This window comes from Streptomyces sp. NPDC052721 (assembly GCF_040678315.1).
Taxonomy (GTDB): Bacteria; Actinomycetota; Actinomycetes; order Streptomycetales; family Streptomycetaceae; genus Streptomyces.
Window position 1 is genome coordinate 308036 of record NZ_JBFATL010000001.1, and the last position, 17244, is coordinate 325279.

Annotated in this window: 14 protein-coding genes; 5 read left to right on the top strand and 9 right to left on the bottom strand. The window is 72.1% G+C overall.

The window, feature by feature from the left end; all coding sequences use genetic code 11:
- Window positions 1-47 precede the first annotated feature (47 nt).
- The gene (locus AB0L21_RS01455) at window positions 48-1874 is read right to left on the bottom strand and encodes an endonuclease/exonuclease/phosphatase family protein (protein ID WP_365781528.1); all 1827 of its coding nucleotides are present in this window, start codon (window positions 1872-1874) and stop codon (window positions 48-50) included.
- A 265-nt stretch (window positions 1875-2139) separates the two neighbouring features.
- On the opposite strand from AB0L21_RS01455, the gene AB0L21_RS01460 reads away from it, so the two are divergent.
- The 3 genes from AB0L21_RS01460 (at window position 2140) to AB0L21_RS01470 (ending at window position 6117) form a co-directional block, all read left to right on the top strand.
- The gene (locus AB0L21_RS01460) at window positions 2140-3567 is read left to right on the top strand and encodes a hypothetical protein (protein WP_365781530.1); all 1428 of its coding nucleotides are present in this window, start codon (window positions 2140-2142) and stop codon (window positions 3565-3567) included.
- A gap of 186 nt (window positions 3568-3753) precedes the next feature.
- On the top strand, window positions 3754-5208 hold the full coding sequence (locus AB0L21_RS01465; protein ID WP_365781533.1) for an alkaline phosphatase PhoX: 1455 nt from the start codon (window positions 3754-3756) through the stop codon (window positions 5206-5208).
- 336 nt (window positions 5209-5544) lie between these two features.
- Window positions 5545-6117 (top strand): helix-turn-helix domain-containing protein, encoded by a 573-nt coding sequence (locus AB0L21_RS01470; RefSeq protein ID WP_365781535.1) that lies wholly within the window; start codon window positions 5545-5547, stop codon window positions 6115-6117.
- A gap of 88 nt (window positions 6118-6205) precedes the next feature.
- Here the strand turns inward: AB0L21_RS01470 and AB0L21_RS01475 are convergent, their stop codons facing one another.
- From AB0L21_RS01475 to AB0L21_RS01505, 7 genes are all read right to left on the bottom strand, one after another.
- Window positions 6206-7408, bottom strand: a complete 1203-nt coding sequence (locus AB0L21_RS01475) for a TerD family protein (protein ID WP_365781537.1) — start codon at window positions 7406-7408, stop codon at window positions 6206-6208.
- An 88-nt stretch (window positions 7409-7496) separates the two neighbouring features.
- Window positions 7497-8486 carry a zinc-dependent alcohol dehydrogenase family protein gene (locus AB0L21_RS01480; RefSeq protein WP_365698849.1) on the bottom strand — a complete coding sequence of 330 codons (990 nt, stop codon included), beginning with the start codon at window positions 8484-8486 and terminating at the stop codon, window positions 7497-7499.
- Complete coding sequence (locus tag AB0L21_RS01485) at window positions 8483-9310, bottom strand: carbohydrate ABC transporter permease (protein WP_365698850.1); 828 nt, start codon at window positions 9308-9310, stop codon at window positions 8483-8485. Before AB0L21_RS01485 ends, AB0L21_RS01480 begins: the two co-directional genes overlap by 4 nt.
- Window positions 9307-10245: a sugar ABC transporter permease gene (locus AB0L21_RS01490; protein ID WP_365781539.1), complete on the bottom strand. Its 939-nt coding sequence runs from the start codon at window positions 10243-10245 to the stop codon at window positions 9307-9309. The genes AB0L21_RS01485 and AB0L21_RS01490 overlap by 4 nt, the downstream gene beginning before the upstream one ends.
- Window positions 10242-11612 carry a sugar ABC transporter substrate-binding protein gene (locus AB0L21_RS01495; protein ID WP_365781541.1) on the bottom strand — a complete coding sequence of 457 codons (1371 nt, stop codon included), beginning with the start codon at window positions 11610-11612 and terminating at the stop codon, window positions 10242-10244. Before AB0L21_RS01495 ends, AB0L21_RS01490 begins: the two co-directional genes overlap by 4 nt.
- An 86-nt stretch (window positions 11613-11698) precedes the next feature.
- Window positions 11699-12469: a DeoR/GlpR family DNA-binding transcription regulator gene (locus AB0L21_RS01500; protein WP_365698853.1), complete on the bottom strand. Its 771-nt coding sequence runs from the start codon at window positions 12467-12469 to the stop codon at window positions 11699-11701.
- A 284-nt stretch (window positions 12470-12753) separates the two neighbouring features.
- Window positions 12754-13563 carry an NAD(P)-dependent oxidoreductase gene (locus tag AB0L21_RS01505; RefSeq protein ID WP_365698854.1) on the bottom strand — a complete coding sequence of 270 codons (810 nt, stop codon included), beginning with the start codon at window positions 13561-13563 and terminating at the stop codon, window positions 12754-12756.
- Window positions 13564-13775: 212 nt separating this feature from the next.
- On the opposite strand from AB0L21_RS01505, the gene AB0L21_RS01510 reads away from it, so the two are divergent.
- Entirely contained in the window at window positions 13776-14717 is a 942-nt protein-coding gene (locus AB0L21_RS01510; RefSeq protein WP_365698855.1) for a 5-dehydro-4-deoxyglucarate dehydratase, read from the top strand.
- A gap of 64 nt (window positions 14718-14781) precedes the next feature.
- On the top strand, window positions 14782-15945 hold the full coding sequence (locus AB0L21_RS01515; RefSeq protein ID WP_365781543.1) for a hypothetical protein: 1164 nt from the start codon (window positions 14782-14784) through the stop codon (window positions 15943-15945).
- Here the strand turns inward: AB0L21_RS01515 and AB0L21_RS01520 are convergent.
- On the bottom strand, window positions 15882-17114 hold the full coding sequence (locus tag AB0L21_RS01520) for an MFS transporter (RefSeq protein ID WP_365781545.1): 1233 nt from the start codon (window positions 17112-17114) through the stop codon (window positions 15882-15884). The two genes, AB0L21_RS01515 and AB0L21_RS01520, sit on opposite strands and share 64 nt — an antisense overlap.
- Between the last annotated feature and the right edge of the window lie 130 nt (window positions 17115-17244).

The following is a 17244-nucleotide window of genomic DNA, read 5'->3' on the forward strand; positions in this document are numbered from 1 at the left end:
ACGGCGGGACCGGCCGGGCGCGAAGCCGGGCCGGTCCCGCCGCCGTGTCACGGACGGAACCGCAGCACCTGCGGGTCGTGGTCGCTGATCTGGTCGTTGAACTCCGAGTTGACGTGCACGCTGTCGTACTCGAAGTCGCAGCCGCGGCGGATCGCCGGGCTGATCAGGATCTGGTCCAGGACCTGCTGGTTGCCCTGGTAGTCATAGGTGTAACGCTCGCTCTTCGGCAGCGACTTGATCGCCGACCACAGCTCGCCGTCGCCCTCCAGGATCTGCGCGGTCTCGGAGAACTCGAAGTCGTTCATGTCGCCGAGCGCGATGACGTTCGCGTTCTTCTGCGCGGACAGGATGTCCTTGACGAACGCGTTCACCTCGGTCGCCTGGGCGTGCCGCTGGATCTCCGAACTGCGCACGGGCGGCTGGTACTGCGAGGTCAGGCCCTGGTCGCCGCCCTTGGAGTTGAGGTGGTTGGCGATCACGAAGACGGTCTTGCCGCGGAAGGCGAACTCGCCCGCGAGCGGCTTGCGGCTGTTGCTCCACGCGGCGTTCGCCGGGTCGATCCGGCCCGGGGAGACCGTCAGCTGCGCCTTGCCGTGCACCTTGGTGACGCCGACGGCGGTGGTCGAGTCGCCGCCCGCGCGGTCCACGAAGGACACCCGCTCCGAGTTGAACAGGAACACCTGGCGGATGTTGCCGCCGGGCTCGCCGCCGTCCTGGTCGTTGACCGGGTTGACCGAGCGCCAGTCGTACGCCGGGCCGCCCGCCGCGACGACCGCGTCGATCAGCTTGGTCACGGTCCGGTCCGCGTCGACCGTGCCGTCGTCCTTGGCGCCGTTGTTGTCCTGGATCTCCTCCAGGGACACGATGTCCGGCGACTGGAGGTTGTGCACGATCGCGGAGGCGTGCTTCTCGAAGGTGGCGTCCGACGGGTCGAGGTTCTCGACGTTGTAGGTCGCCACCGCCAGCTCGCGGCCCGCCTGCTTCTCGGTCGTCTCGCGCTCCAGGCCGGCGCTCCTCAGCGTGCCGAGCCGGCTCGCGACGAGGGTGTAGCCGCCGTACTGGTTGAAGTCCAGCGGGCCGGTGGTGGTGCCCTCCAGGGTGTCGCCGACGTTCGCCTTCGGGAAGTCGGCGGTCGAGCCCAGCGACTGGATCTGGAGCCGGCCGGTGTTCTGGGAGTCGTAGGAGCCGTAGACCGTGCCGCCGCGGGGGCTGCGGTGCTCCCATGGCTTCACCGTGACCCACAGCTCGCTGTACGGGTCGGTCGCGGTGACCACGCGGACGTCGGCGACCTGGACGTTCATGCCCTCCAGGGACTCGTAGTAGTCCAGGGCGTACTGCGACGGGTCCAGGGGGAGGCCGTTGACCGAGTTGGCCGCGGCGGTGTCGCCGGTGGGGGCGTACGCGTCCGGCACCGCGTCCTCGTCGACGACGACCGGCGCCGGGACCGCGTTGCCGGTGGAGACGGTGGTGATCACCGGCTTGGTGATCTCCGTCAGTGACTGGTTGCCGGAGGAGGTGCCGCCCGGGACGTACTCGGAGACCGTGCCGGTCACCTTCACCGCGTCACCGACGGCGACCTTCGGCGTGGAGCTGGTGAAGACGAACACGCCCTCGCTGGTGGCCGGGTTGTCGTCCGGCGTCGGGTCCTGGATCCAGAAGCCTCTGGAGGAGCCGTACGCGCGCGTGGCCGTGACGATGCCGGGCACGTCCGTCACCTTCTGCCCGGCGAAGGGGGATATCCGGGTCGTGCCCTGGATGTCGTGGACGCGCACCGAGTCGGCGTGCGCGGGCGAGGTGAGGGCGACGGTGGACGCCGCGCTGCAGACGGCGGCGACGGTGAGCGCGGCGAGGCGCGCGGAAGACCTGCTCGGCAAGGGATCCCTCCGGGGACGTGACGATGCGCCGGGACGAGGGTGGAACGGGAGCGTGTGGAGGTCGTAGCCCTCTGTGACACGCATAGAGCCGAGTGAACAGTTGTCCCCCCAACTTCTACGCGCGTCAATCTCCTGCCTGGCCCGGGGAGTTGTCAAGGTTTCGGCCATGGACGGCTGCTTACGGTGCGATGAACCGGGCGGCATGGGTGGAAATCCGTCTAGGCTGAGCGGCTGAGTCCGTTCACGGTCCGAGGAGAACCAGCCGATGTCAGACAGCTCCCCCCTGCCGCCCGTACGGCTGCACCCTGAAGCGGAGCTGGCGCGTGCCGCGCTGTCCACGCCGTTGCTCTCCCGGGCGGCCCGCCTCGCCCGCTGGGCCGGGCCCGGCACCCGCGTCGACGCCGGCGGCGGGCTGGTCGAGGAGCAGCTGCCGGCCGCTGTCGAACTGCTCGGACTGACCGGTGACGAGGCCGCCGCGTACGCCGGCGAGGCGTGGCGGATCGCCGTGGACGCCGGTCTGGTCGAGATCGTGGACGAGGAGGCCGGCACCGTCCGGGCCGGGGAGGATCTGAAGCTGCTCACCGGCGGCTCCCCGCGGGACGTGCTCACCGTGTGGCTGGCCGCGCTGGAGACCGTCATCGCCGACGCGACCGTCCCCGACCTGGACGACCTGGTCGCCGCGCTGGACGAGGGCGGCGAAGTCGATTTCTCGTCACTCGACTGGGACCCGGAGGCCGAGGCGGAGTTCCTCGACGGCGTCCTCGGCAACCTCTACCTGCTGACCGTCCGTGAGGACGGCCCCGGCGACGGAACCGTACCGCTGCCCGCCCTCGCCGCCTCCGTGATCGTGCCCGACGGCATGGGCGAGCCCACCAACGACGTCCTGGAGCAGGTCTCCGACGCGATGATGCGGCTGGACGGCCAGTTCCGGGCGCTGGAGCCGGTCGGACTCGTGGACTACCGGCCGGTGGACGAGGCCCTGATGGCCGACACCGACGAGGAAGCCGCCGCGACCGTGGACGACACCGACGTCGCCCGCTACGGCATGGTCCGTCTCACCCCGCTCGGCGTGTACGGGCTGCGGGCGCGGCTGCTGGAGGCCGGGTTCGAGGCGCCGGCCGTCGGTGACCTGGCCGACAAGGGCGCGGACGTCCTGCTCGACGGCACCGCCCGGTTCGGCCCGTTCGCAGCCCGGGCCGAGACCGAGCAGTGGCTGGCCCGCCGCGAACCGCTCGCGTCCGCACGCGAGTTGCTCGCGGCGGCCCGCGGCGCGGACGCAGGGGCCCCACTGCGCAGGCTTCGCTGCCAGCAGGCGCTGTCGCTGGTCGGCGCCGAGGCCGAACCCGCGCTGCGCGAGGTGCTGGACGACCCCGAACTCGGCGGGCTCGCCCGGGTGTGGCTGAGCGAGCGGGGTGCCGCCGGGGTGCCGGCGCCGTCCGAGGACATGGTGTTCTGGCTGACCGTCGACACGCTGGCCGCACAGCTGGCGGCGGAGGGCAACTCCGAGGAACTCCAGGCCCTCGTGGAGGGGCTGGCCGCCCAGCACAGCGGGTTCTTCACGGCGGCCTGGCGGGTGGAGCACCCCGCCACCGCCGAGGTGCTGGACGCGATGGGGCGGCTGCACCCGGACAAGAAGGTGGCCAAGCAGGCGCGGAAGGCCGCGTTCAAGGCACGCTCCCAGCAAGGGAGTTGAGGGCCCGGCCGGTCGCGGGCCGGGCCGGTGCTTTTGCTGGCGATGGGGTAGTGCGTACGGATTCTTGAACAAGGACCGGTGAAGTAGTCCGGCGTTCAACTCACGTTCACACATGGGCGGGAGCGTGTGCGCCGAACCGAGGCCCCCACCCTCCACGGCACTGCCACCGTCGTCACAGGAGACACCATGTCGCTCACCCGCAGGGACTTCGCCAGAAAATCCGCGATCACCGGTGCCGGGGTCGCCCTGGCGGGCAGCGTCGGCGCCCTCGCCACCGCGCCGAACGCCCTCGCCGCCACGGACACCGAGAGCGCCGAGGCCGTATCCGCGCACGGGGGCCACCACCGCGGTGTCGGCTACGGCCCGCTGATCGCCGACCCCGAGGGCATCCTCGCCCTGCCCGCCGGCTTCTCGTACAAGATCATCACGTACAGCGGCAGGACCAAGCTGGAGTCCGGCGAGTTCACCCCGTCCAACCACGACGGCACGGCCACCTTCGAGGGCCCCCGCGGCACCACCCTGCTCGTCAACAACCACGAGCTGGCCGGCGCCCGCGCCCAGTGGCCGCATCCCGTGCCGCTCACCGAGGGCCTGGTCTACGACCCGGCGGCGGCCGGCGGCTGCACCGTCGTCGAGGTCCGCCGCGGCGGCGAGGTCGCCGAATGGGTGGGCATCGCCGGCACCGCCACCAACTGCGCCGGCGGCAGCACGCCCTGGGGCACCTGGCTGACCTGCGAGGAGACCGAGGACAAGGCCGGCAAGAACGGCTTCACCAAGGACCACGGCTACGTCTTCGAGGTCGACCCCGAGGACCGCCGGGCCAACCGCGACCCCAAGCCCATCAAGGCCCTGGGCCGCTACGCCCACGAGGCCGTCGTGGTCGACGCCAAGCGCGGCCACCTCTACCTCACCGAGGACGCCTCCGGCCCCAACGGCCTGTTCTACCGCTGGACCCCGCCGGAGGGCTTCCGCCACGGCCGCGGCAAGCTGCGCACCCTCGCCGACGACGCGGGCGTGCTCCAGGCGTTCAAGTGCTTCGACTCCGGCGGCAAGTTCGTGGACGACCTGTCCCGTGCCACCAGGATCGGCACCGTGTACGGCGTCGACTGGGTGGATGTCCCCGACCGTGACGCCAAGACCGTCTCGGTGCGCAAGCAGTTCACCGACGGCCAGGTCACCCGCGCCCGCAAGCTGGAGGGCATGTGGTGGGGCGACGGCGGCGTCTACGTCGTCTCGTCCTACGCCCGCCAGGAGAGCCCGGTCCAGCACGACGGCCAGGTCTGGTTCTACGACCCCAAGCGCCGCACGCTGACGCTGAAGGTGCTGCTCGGCGTGAACCCGGACCCGGCGGAGGACGGCGCCTTCGACGGCCCCGACAACATCACCGTCTCCCCGTACGGCGGCCTGGTCATCGCCGAGGACGGCGAGGGCGTCCAGCACCTGTTCGGCGCCACCGACAGCGGCCGGACCTACCCGATCGCCCGCAACGAGCTGAACATCGGCACCGCTCAGGCGCCGGAGTACAGCGAGTTCACCGGCGTGACCTTCTCGCCCGACGGCAGGACCCTCTTCGCCAACATCCAGACACCCGGCATCATGCTCGCCATCACGGGCCCCTGGAAGCGCCAGAAGTGCGACTGAGCTCTGCTCGGTGACTGATGCGCGGAACTCGTTCCCGCGGCCCCCTCCGAGGGTGATCCTCGCACGGGTGGCCGGGGGAACGAGTTCCGCGTTCCAGGACGCCGCGTCACGCACCTGTTGGTGCGCGGGCCGCGGTCACGTCATCGGCGCGCGTCGGCCGGACAGGATCGTCGCGCTGAGCGGCATGAAGCTCAGGCCGAGGCCCAGGCCCATCAGCAACAGCGGACCGGGCAGCCCGGCCGCGCAGCCGTCCCCGGGATCCAGCCGGGCCGGCCGGTGCGGAGCGCGTGCTCGATAAGATACGGAGAGGGTCCCCGGTTCCCGAGGAGTGAGTGGATGACGCAGGGCAGGCCCATGCGCGCGGACGCCCGGCGCAACCACGAGCGGCTGCTGACGGTGGCGGCCGAGGCCTTCGCCGAGCATGGGGAGAACGCGTCGCTGGACGACATCGCCAAGCGGGCGGGCGTCGGCTCGGGCACGCTCTACCGGCACTTCCCGACCCGGCGGGCGCTGCTGGAGGCGGCGTACGTCGACCGGATCGAGGCGCTCGGGGCGCGCGCCGACGAGCTGGCGAAGGAACGGCCGCCGGGCGAGGCGCTCATGGAGTGGCTGTACGAGCTGGCGGTCCGCACCCTTCAGGCGCGGGGGATGAAGGCCCTGCTCAGCTCGGCGGTGACGGAGCACAGCAGCGCGGCGGCGCTGACCGCGTGCGGGACCGTGGTGAACAGTGCGGTGACCCGGCTCGTGGAGGCGGCGCAGGCGGAGGGCGCGCTGCGGGGGGACGTGGAGCCGATCGAGGTGCTGCGCCTGGCCCACGGAGTGGCTTCGGCGGCGGAGCTGGCGGGAGCGGGGGAGCGGGAGATCCGGCGGTACCTGGGGTTGCTGACGCAGGGGCTGCGGGCCGGCTGAGGTGGTGGGTCGCCCAGCCACAGCCGCGGCCGGGGGACTGCCGTCAGGACGACGGCGAGTCCCCGGCACAGCTCCGGCCCCTGCCGGACTACAGAGCCCGAGCCCCCGGCTCCACCATGTTCCGCACCGTGCGGGCCTTCACGAACTCGCCCATCGCCGTCATGTCCCACTCGCCGGAGAACTGGCGGATGAGCTTGGCCATCAGGACGCCGGTCCGGGGCTCCGCGCCGGTGAGGTCGAAGCGGACCAGCTCCTCGCCCGAGAAGGCGTCGACCAGACGGCAGTACGCCTTGGCGACCTCGGTGAACTTCTGGCCGGAGAACGAGTTCACGGTGAAGACCAGCCCGGTGACCTCCTGGGGCAGCCGGCCGAGGTCGACCGTGATGACCTCGTCGTCGCCCCCGCCCTCGCCGGTCAGGTTGTCCCCGGAGTGCCGGACAGCGCCGTTCAGGATCGTCAGCTTGCCGAAGTAGCAGCTGTCGATGTGGTTGCGCTGCGGGCCGTAGGCGATGACCGAGGCGTCCAGGTCGATGTCCTTGCCGCGGAACGCCGGCTCCCAGCCGAGGCCCATCCGCACCTGGGAGAGCAGCGGCCGGCCGCCCTTGATGAGGGAGACGGTCTGGTTCTTCTGCAGGCTGACCCGGCCCTTGTCCAGGTTGATCTTCCCGGCGCCGGGCGCGGGAGCGGACGGCGGGGTCACCGGCTGCGGCGGGGCGGCGGGGGCGGCGGCCGGCTGTGGCGGAGCCACGGGGGCGGCCGGCTGGGGCGGGGCGGTCGGCGCGGCCGGAGCCGCGGTCGGCTCCTCCACCGTCACGCCGAAGTCGGTCGCGATGCCCGCGAGCCCGTTGGCGTACCCCTGCCCGACGGCCCGCGCCTTCCACTGGCCGCCCCGGCGGTAGATCTCCACGATCACCAGCGCGGTCTCGCTGCCGAGCTGCGGCGGGGTGAACGTCGCCAGCACGGTGCCGCCGTCGGTGTCCCGGATCGTGGCCGTCGGCTCGATGCCCTGGAAGGTCTGGCCGGCCGCGTCCGGGCTGGCCGTGACGACGATCTTCTCGATCTCCGGCGGTACGGCGGCCGTGTCGACCGTGACCGCGTCCGGCGCCGTACCGCCACCCGACCGGTACGTCACGCCCGGCCCGTTCGGCTGGTTGTAGAAGATGAAGTCGTCGTCGGAGCGCACCTTGCCGTCGCCGGTGAGCAGCAGGCCCGACACGTCGAGCCGCACCGGGGCGGAGACGTCCACCGTCACGCGGGCGGCCGGGAGAGGGATGTTCGAGCCAGGGGTCATAACTGTCATACCGGGAGAACGAACGACACCGCTTTACCGTTCCCTTACCCACCCCCCGATCGGCTCAGGGCCCCGGCTCCGAGCCGGCTCAGGGCACCACCACGATCTTCCGCCCCACCCCCGCCGCGAACTGCTCCAGCGCCTGCGGGTACCGCTCCAGCGGGATCCGGTCGCTGATGAAGACGCCCGGGTCCAGCACGCCGTTCGCGAACAGCTCGGCCGCCCGCTCGAAGCTGTGCAGCACCGCCATGGAGCCGGTGATCGTGATCTCCTGGTTGTAGATCCGGTACGGGTCGATCGTCACCCGCGTCGCGTAGTCCGCCACCCCGAACTGGAGGAACGTGCCCGCCTTCGCGACCCGGTCCAGGCCGTCCTGGATCGCCGCCGCGTTGCCGGTCGCGTCGATCACCACGTCCCAGCCCTGCGGACGGTCCAGTTCGTCGGCGTTCGCCGCGGACGCCGAGACGCCGAGCAGGCGGGCCGTCTCCAGGCGGGCCGGGTTGACGTCGATCACGTCCACGCTCGCCGCGCCGGTCCGCTTGGCCAGCTCCAGCATCATCAGGCCCATGGTCCCGGAGCCGTAGATCAGGACGTGGGCGCCCAGGCGGGTGCGCAGGACGTCGTAACCGCGGACCGCGCAGGACAGGGGCTCCACCAGGGCCGCGTCCTCGGTGCGGACGTGGTCGGGCAGCTTCACGCAGTTGGCGACCGGGGCCACCGCGTACCGCGCGGCGCCGCCCGCCGTCGTCACGCCGATCGCCGCCCACCGTTCGCACAGGTTGTTGTGGCCCGTACGGCAGTACCGGCACTCGTGGCAGTAGAGGGAGGGGTCCACGGCCACCCGGTCGCCGACGGCCACCTCGGTGACCTGGGTGCCGACGCCGACGACCTCGCCCGCGAACTCGTGCCCGGGGACGATCGGCAGCTTGGGCGCGAACTCGCCCTGGAGGATGTGCAGGTCGGTGCCGCACAGACCGCAGGCCGCGACCTCGACGACCACCTCGCGGGGGCCCGGCGTCGGGTCGGGCACCTCGGTGACGACGGCGCGGCCCACGGACTCGATGACGGCGGCCTTCATTTCACGGCTCCCAACGACAGGCCCTGGACCAGCTTGTCCTGGGCGGCGAACCCCGCGGCGAGCACCGGCAGGGAGATGACGAGCGACGCGGCGCACACCTTGGCCAGGAACAGGCCCTGGCTGGTGATGAAGCCGGTCAGGAAGACGGGGGCGGTCTCGGCGACCACGCCCGTCAGGACTCGGGCGAAGAGCAGTTCGTTCCAGCTGAAGATGAAGCAGATCAGGGCGGTGGCGGCGATGCCGGGCAGGGCGATCGGGGCCACCACGCGCGCGAGGATGACCGGAAGCCGGGCGCCGTCCACCCGCGCCGCCTCGATGACCGCGACCGGCACCTCGGCGAGGAAGGACTGCATCATCCACACCGCGATCGGCAGGTTCATGGAGGTGTAGAGGACGACCAGGAGCCAGATGTTGTCGAGCATCCCGGCGTTCTTGGCGAAGAGGTAGACCGGCAGCAGGCCCGCCACGGCCGGCAGCATCTTCGTGGACAGGAAGAAGAACAGGACGTCGGTCCACTTCTTCACCGGCCGGATCGACAGCGCGTAGGCCGCCGGGAGGGCCAGCAGCAGGACCAGGAGCGTCGAGGCGACCGACGCCACCGCGGAGTTGACCAGCGCGGGCCACGGGCTCGCTCCGCCGCCGCTGCCGAAGAACTCACGGTAGCCGTCGAGTGTCAACGAGGCGGTGAAGGACGGCGGGTTGGTCGCCGCGTCCGTCTCGGAGTGGAAGGACGTCAGGGCCATCCACGCGATGGGCAGGAAGAAGACGATGCCGGCCAGCCAGGCCACCAGGCCGAGCCCACCCCGGCGCAGTACGGCGGTCATGCGCGGGACACCTCCTCGCGGAACAGGGACGACACCACGCGCAGGGCGAAGGTCGCGATGACGATGGAGCCGATGACCACCAGGACGCCGGCCGCCGAGGCCAGGCCGTTCTCGTGGGCCTGGTAGAAGCTCTGGTAGACGGTGTAGGGCAGGTTGGCGGTGCCCAGGCCGCCGGACGTGATCGTGAAGACCGCGTCGAAGTTCTGGACGATGTAGATGGACCCGAGCAGCGCGCCCAGTTCCAGGTAGCGGCGCAGGTGGGGCAGGGTCAGATGGCGGAAGATCTGCCAGTCGCTCGCGCCGTCGACCCGTGCTGCCTCGATCTGCTGCTGGTCCCGGCTCTGCAGCCCGGCCAGCAGGATCAGCATCATGAACGGCGTCCACTGCCACACCAGGGAGGCCTCGACCGCGAGCAGCGGGGTGTGGGAGACCCAGTCCGGCTGTGGGCCGCCCACATAGTGCAACAACCCATTGAACAGGCCGTATTCAGGGTTGTAGAGCACATGCTTCCAGAGCAGGGCGGCGGCCACCGGCACCACCAGGAAGGGGGCGATGAGCAGGGTGCGGACGATGCCCCGGCCGCGGAACCGCCGGTCCAGCAGCAGTGCCAGCGCCAGCCCGAGGACCAGGCTGGCCAGCACCACGGCCGCCGTGAGCAGCACGGTCGTCCACACCGAGTGGCGCAGGTCGGCGTCGGTGAGGACCTGGCGGTAGTTGTCCAGGCCGGTGAAGCGGCGGGCCTTCGGATAGAGGGCGTTCCAGTCGAAGAAGGAGATCACCAGCGTGGCCACGAAGGGCAACTGGGTCACCACGATCATGAAGACGAGGGCCGGCAGCAGCGGGGCGCGGGTGGCCCAGGCGCGCAGCCGGGCCGAGGGCTGCCTGACCGTTCGTGCGGGTGTGGCCGCGAGGGGGGCCGTGGTCGTCGCTGTCATCGTCCCTCGTACTCCTCGGAGATCTTTTCGGCGAGCGCTTGCGACTTCTTGAGGGCCGCGCCGACGGACTGGCGTCCGGCGATGGCCGCGCTGATCTCCTGGGAGACCTTGGTGCCGAGGTCGGTGAACTCGGGGATGCCGACGAACTGGATGCCGGGCGCGGGCCGCGGCTGCACGCCGGGGTCGTTCGGCCGGGCGCTCTCGATGGCCTGCTTGGTCATCTCCTGGAACGCGGCGGCCGACTCGCGGTAGTCGGCGTTGGTGTAGGTCGACGCCCGTTTGCCCGCCGGGACGTTGGACCAGCCGCTGGTCTCGCCGACCAGCCGCTCGTAGCCCTTGCCCGACGCCCAGGAGACGAACTTCCAGGCCTTGTCGGGATTGCGGGAGGCCTGCTGGATGCCCCAGGCCCAGGTGTAGAGCCAGCCGGAGGACTCGGTGCGCTCGACGGGGGCGGGGGCGTAGCCGAGCTTCCCCCTGACCGGGGAGCCGGCCGCCTCCAGCAGCCCGGCCGCGGAGGTGGCGTCGTACCACATGGCGACCTTGCCCTGGGTCATGTTGTTCAGGCATTCGGCGAAGCCTGACTGGGCGGCGCCGGACTCGCCGTGCTCGCGGACGAGGCCGACATAGAACTTCGTCGCCTTCTCGAAGGCCGGGGAGTCCAGCCGCGCCTTCCAGTCCTTGTCGAACCAGGTGCCGCCGAAGGTGTTCACGACCGTGGTCAGCGGTGCCATCAGCTCGCCCCAGCCGGGCAGCCCGCGCAGGCAGATCCCCCGCATGCCGGGCCGGGCGCCGTCCACCTTCGCGGCCAGGTCGGCGACCTGCCGCCAGGTGGGACGGCCGGGCATGGTCAGGCCCTTCGCCGCGAACACGTCCTTGCGGTACATGAGGAAGGACGACTCGCCGTAGAAGGGCTGTCCGTAGAGCTTGCCGTCGTCCCCGGTGAGGGACTGGCGCATCGGCTTCAGCACGTCCTGGTCGTCGTACGACGGGTCCTTCGCGGCGTACGAGTTCATCTCGTGCAGCCAGCCGTTGCGGGCGTAGATCGGTATCTCGTAGTTGGACAGGGTGGCCACGTCGTACTGGCCGGCCTGGTTGGCGAAGTCCTGGCTGATCTTGTCGCGGACGTCGTTCTCGGGCAGGACCGTGAAGTTGACCTTGATGCCGGTGTCCTTGGTGAAATGGGCGGCGGTCAGCTTCTGCAGCTCGGTCATCTGCGGGTTGTTGACCATCAGGACGTTGATGGAGTCGCCGCCGGAACCGGTCCCGCCGGCACCGGCCCAGCAGCCGGAGAGCAGCGGGGCGAGCAGCGTCCCTGCGGCGGCCAGGGCGAGCGTGGCTCGCGGCCTCCGTCGGCTCGGGGTGCGCATGGATCGCTCCTGAAAGAGGGGAAAGAGGGGTATAAGGGGCGCTCGGAGGTGAGGAACACCCCTGGAGGGGGGACGAGGGGGAGAAATCAGACCCTGATGACCTGCGGGCCCAGCAGGGAGTAGCGATGGGCCTCGGCGGCCGGCAACAGGGTGCTGGTCACGATCGCCTCCAGCGCGCCGACCTCAGCGAACCGGCAGAAGCTGACCGCGCCGAACTTGGTGTGCACGCCCGCGAAGACCGTGCGGCGGGCGGCTCGGACGGCCTGGGCCTTCACCTCGCTGACCGCCGGGTCGGGGGTGGTGAGGCCGTGTTCGCGGGAGATGCCGTTGGCCCCGATGTAGGCGAGGTCGATCACGAAGCCGGCCAGCATCTTCGTCGTCCAGTGGTCGACGGTGGCCAGCGTGCCCGGGCGGACCCGGCCGCCGAGGAGCAGCACGGAGACCTGGTCGGCCTCCGCGAGGGCGCCCGCGACCGGCAGGGACGCGGTGACCACGGTCAGCGGCCGGTCCCTGGGCAGCGCCTCGGCGATGAGCTGGGGGGTGAAGCCCTCGTCGACGAAGACGGTCTCGGCGTCCCCGAGCAGTTCGGCCGCCGCGGCGGCGATCCGGCGCTTCTCGGGCACATGGCTGGTGGCGCGGAAGGCGAGGGTCGTCTCGAACCCGGCGCTCTCCACCGGATAGGCGCCGCCATGGGTGCGGCGGACCAGGCCGTGGTCCTCCAGGGCGCGCAGATCGCGCCGGATGGTCTCCTTGGCCACGCCCAGGTCGGCGGCGAGCGCGGTGACGTCCACCGAGCCGGTGGCGCGGGCGGCCCGCACGATCTCGCGCTGGCGTTCTTCCGCCGTCCTGGTGGTCATGTCGTCACCCACTTCCCTGTGGAACTGCCCGTTCGGGCCCTGGGGGAAGTTCTACCGCCGGTGCGCGGCACTGACCAGGTCTGTTGCGGGCCCGATACTGCCCGCTTGTGCCCGCTTGGCGCGGGCCGTGCCCGTCGCGGACCTGCGCGGCTGCCCGGGGCGGAGTGGGATCGGGCACGGCGGATGCCCGGACACGGCGGCGGGCGGGCCCGTTCGGTGCCCGCCCGCGCGCGTGGACGATCGTTTCCGGCCGCCGGGAGCCGCTCGGGGGGCCGGCGGAGGGGTCAGTACGGCCAGATCGGCGGGTCGTTCACGAAGTGCCCGCCCAGGTGGCTGTGGGCCGGGTTCTCCGGGTCCAGCTCGCCCTGCTCGGCGATGAGCTTCTCGGCGTACGGCTCGGAGTCGTCCTGGGGTTCGTAGCCGAGCGCCCGCGCGCTGGTCAGGTCCCACCACAGGCGGGTGTTGGCGGAGGAGCCGTAGACGACCGTGTGGCCGACCTCCTCGGCGGTCAGGGCGGCGTGGAAGAGGCGGGCACCGTCGGCCGGGCTCATCCACACCGAGAGCATGCGGACACTGGTGGGCTCCGGGAAGCAGGAGCCGATGCGCACGGAGACGGTTTCCAGGCCGTGCTTGTCCCAGTAGAGCTGGGCCAGGTCCTCGCCGAAGGACTTGGACAGGCCGTAGAAGGTGTCCGGGCGGCGCGGGGTGTCGACGGGGATCAGCGGTTCGCCCGCGCGCGGGGCCGGGGTGAAGCCGACGGCGTGGTTGGAGGAGGCGAAGACGATCCGCGGCACGCCTTCGAGGCGGGCGGCCTCGTACAGGTTGTAGGTGCCCTCGATGTTCGACCTGAGGATCTTCTCGAAGGACGCCTCCAGGGAGATCCCCGCGAGGTGCAGGACCGCGTCCACGCCCCGCACCGCCTCGCGCAGCGCCTCCTTGTCGCCGAGGTCCGCGGTGATCGCGTCCGGCTCGCCCTCCACGGGGCGCACGTCGAACAGGCGCAGCGTGTAGCCGTACTCCGGCAGCAGGGATCGCATCAGGGTGCCGAGCCCGCCGGCGGCGCCGGTGAGCAGGATGGTGCGGGGAGCGGGCATCCTCGGTTCTCCTTGTGGCCGGTATTCACATACGTGGACACGCTAGAGAGTTCGCCGGGTACCGTCAAGTGTCGCGTGATGTCGGGGAATTCGCTCCCGGTCGTGCGAGTTTGCGTGCTTGACCTGCCACAAGAAGGCCCTTTAGCGTGGTCACGTTCAGAAATATGGACGTGGATCAGAAACATGCACCGGCGTGTCTCAAGGGAGAGTCCGTGACGCCAGCCCCTCTGACCGAACGGCTCAGCGATCCGCGCGGGCCGCTGTTCTTCCCCGTCACGGCCTACGGCCCCGGCGGCTCACTCGACCTGGACGTCTACCGCACCCATGTGCGCCGGGGTGTCGCGGCCGGTGCCGCCGCCGTCTTCGCCTGCTGCGGCACCGGGGAGTTCCACGCGCTGCTGCCGGAGGAGTTCGAGGCCTCGGTCCGGGTGGCCGTCGAGGCGGCCGAAGGGCGCGTCCCGGTCGTCGCGGGCGCCGGTTACGGCACCGCCCTCGCCGTCCGCTACGCGCGTCTCGCCGCCGGTGCGGGCGCCGACGGCCTCCTCGCCATGCCGCCGTACCTCGTGCTCGCCGGCCAGGAGGGCCTGCTGCGGCACTACCGGGAGGTCGCCGCCGCCACCGACCTGCCCGTCATCGTCTACCAGCGCGACAACGCCCTCTTCACCCCGGCGACCGTGGTCGAACTGGCCCGGACCGAGGGCGTCATCGGCCTCAAGGACGGCCTCGGCGACCTCGACCTCATGCAGCGGATCGTCAGCGCGGTCCGCACCGAGGTACCCGGCGACTTCCTGTACTTCAACGGCCTGCCCACCGCCGAGCAGACCCAGCTCGCCTACCGCGCCCTCGGCATCACCCTGTACTCCTCCGCCGTGTTCTGCTTCGCGCCGGAGATCGCCCTCGCCTTCCACCGCGCCCTGGAGACGGGCGACCTGACCACCGCCCACCGCCTCCTGGACGGCTTCTACCGCCCCTTCGTGGAACTGCGCGCCCAGGGCCGCGGATACGCCGTCTCCCTCGTCAAGGCCGGGGTACGGCTGCGCGGCCTGGACGTCGGCGAGGTCCGGCCCCCGCTGCACGAGCCGGCCGAGGACCATGTCAAACGACTCGCCCGGCTCATCGAACGCGGCTACGAGCTGCTGGAGGAGGACGCGTGAGCGAGCGCGGCCACGCCCTGCCGAAGGGACGCGTGTCCGGCCGGGCCCTGCCGAAGGAGGACGCGTGAAGGCGTCGGCGTTCGTCTATCCCTGGGACGTCAACGGGGACCCCGCCGCCCCGGAGCGGATCGCCGGACTCGGCGTGGAGCAGACGACCCTGGCCTCCGCCTACCACTCCACCCGCGCCCTCACCCCCCGCCACCCCCGCCACCGCATCGTCACCGCCGAGTACGCGGCCGTCCTGTACCCGCCCGGCGACCGGTGGGCGGGCCGTGGCCTGCGGCCCTACCCCGCCGGCCGCTGGGCCCCCGGCAACGCCTACGGCGAGGCCGCCGAAGCCCTGTCCGCGGCCGGCCTGGAGGTGCACACCTGGGTCGTCCTCGCCCACAACTCCCGCCTGGGCGCCGAACATCCGGACACCTCGGTGGTCAACGCCTACGGCGACCGCTACCCGTGGGCCCCCTGCGTCGCCCAGCCCGCCACGCGCGCGTACCTGGTCGACCTGGCCGCCGAGGCCGCCGTACGTCCCGGCGCGCACGGCACGGAACTGGAATCCCTCGGCTGGTACGGGCTCCAGCATCTGCACGCCCACGACAAGACCGCCGGCGTCGGCCTCGGGGACGCCGGGCAGTACCTGATGTCCCTGTGCTTCTGCCCGTCCTGCCGCACCGGCTACGGCGAGCGGGGACTGGACGCCGACGCGCTGGCCGGGGCCGTACGCGAGGCGCTGGAGCCGCTGTGGCGGGGCGCTGCGGACGACGAGGGCTGGCCGACGGTGGAGAAGCTGCTCGGCGAGGACACGGCCGCCACCACGCGCGCGTGGCGCGACACCACCGCCCGCACCCTCCAGGAGGAGGCCGTCACCGCCGTACGCGCCGCCGCGCCGGACGGCTTCCAGATCCTGCTGCACGCCGACCCGGTCTCCTACCACTGCGGCGCCAACGCGGGCGTCGACCCCGCCCACATCCTGTCCGTGGCCGACGGCGTGGTGGTGCCCTGCGCCGGCGGTACGGCCCTGCTGGCGCCCTTCGCCGGGCAGGCGCGGGAGTGCACGGTGCTGGCAGCCAACTTCACGGTCGTCGCGGGGATGGGCGGCAGCCCCGGCACGCTCGCGGCGGACACGGCACGCGCGCGTGCCGCAGGCGCGACGGAACTGCGGCTGTATCACGCCGGGTTGGCGTCGGACGGGGACCTGGCGGCGGTCCGGGAGGCGCTCGCTGTGCGCTGAGCCAGCGGCACCGCCGTCAGGAGCAGCGCCAGACCGTAGAGCGGCAACAGCAGCCCGGGACCGGCCAGTTCGACCAGGCCGGCCCCCAGGGCGAGACCGAGCACGTTCGGGGTGAAGAGCAGCGTGCCGGCGGTGGCCGTCGCCCGGCCGAGCAACGGGCCGGGGGTCTCCCGCTGCACCGCCGTGAGCGCGGCGACCAGCACACAGGGCAGGCCCAGACCGCAGGCCACGCTCGTGGCCAGGGCCACCGGGTCCCACGGCACGGCCCGCGCCACCACCGCGGCCCCGGTCAGCGCGATCCCGGCCGCCGCGAACCGCCGCCCGCCCAGCCGGCGCAGCGCCGGGCCGGCGAGCAGGCCCGCCGCCACCGAGCCGGCGCCCTGGGCGGCGTACAGCACGCCCGTGTAGGCGGGGGAGTGGCCGAGGCGGTCGACCACCGCGTACACCGTGGTGCCGCTCAGCGCCGTCAGCAGCATCGTCGTACCGCCCGCCCGGACCAGCGGGCGCAGCACGGGGTGGCCCCACAGGTGCCGGACCCCCTCCACCGTCTGCCTCCGCCAGCCGTCGCCCGACCGGACGGGCCGTTCCTCGCGCACCCGCAGCAGGCCGCACAGCCCGGCGGCGAACAGGAAGGTGACGGCGTCCAGGCAGGCCACGGCCGGGCCGCCGAAGGCCGCGTAGAGGCCCGCCCCGGTCAGCGGGGCGACGAGCTTCACGCCCTCGGTGAGCGTCATCCGCAGCCCGCCCACGTCACCGAGCAGGTCCGGGCCGACCGCCGCCGTCATCAGCGCCGACTCGGCGGCGTCATGGACGGCACCGGCCGCGCCGTACACCACCAGGACGGCGAACAGCAGCCACAGGCGGCCGGGGGAGTCGACGGCGAACAGGGCGGGCAGCAGCGCCGCGAGGCCCAGGTTCACCGTGACGAGCAGGGGCTTTCGGCGGAACCGGTCGGCGAGCGTGCCGAGCGCCGGGCCGGCCAGGGTGGGCGCCCACATCGCGAGCAGGCACAGGGCGGCCAGCCCGTCCGACCCGGTCAGCTCCTTCACCCACACGCCCGACGCCAGCCACAGCGAGGAGGTGCCGAAGGCGGACACCACCAGGCCGGTGAGACACAGCCCCGCGTTGCGGTCCCGCAGCACGCGGGTCACGGTCCAGGAAGTCGTCATGCCCGGTCATCGTGGGCCTAAGGCACAGGGCCGCGGATCGGGCAGGTGCCCTAGATGTGGCAGACGCCCGCTCTCGGCACCGTCCTCGCCCTGGGTCCCTCGTCCCGGAACCCCACCGGCGCCGCCTCGA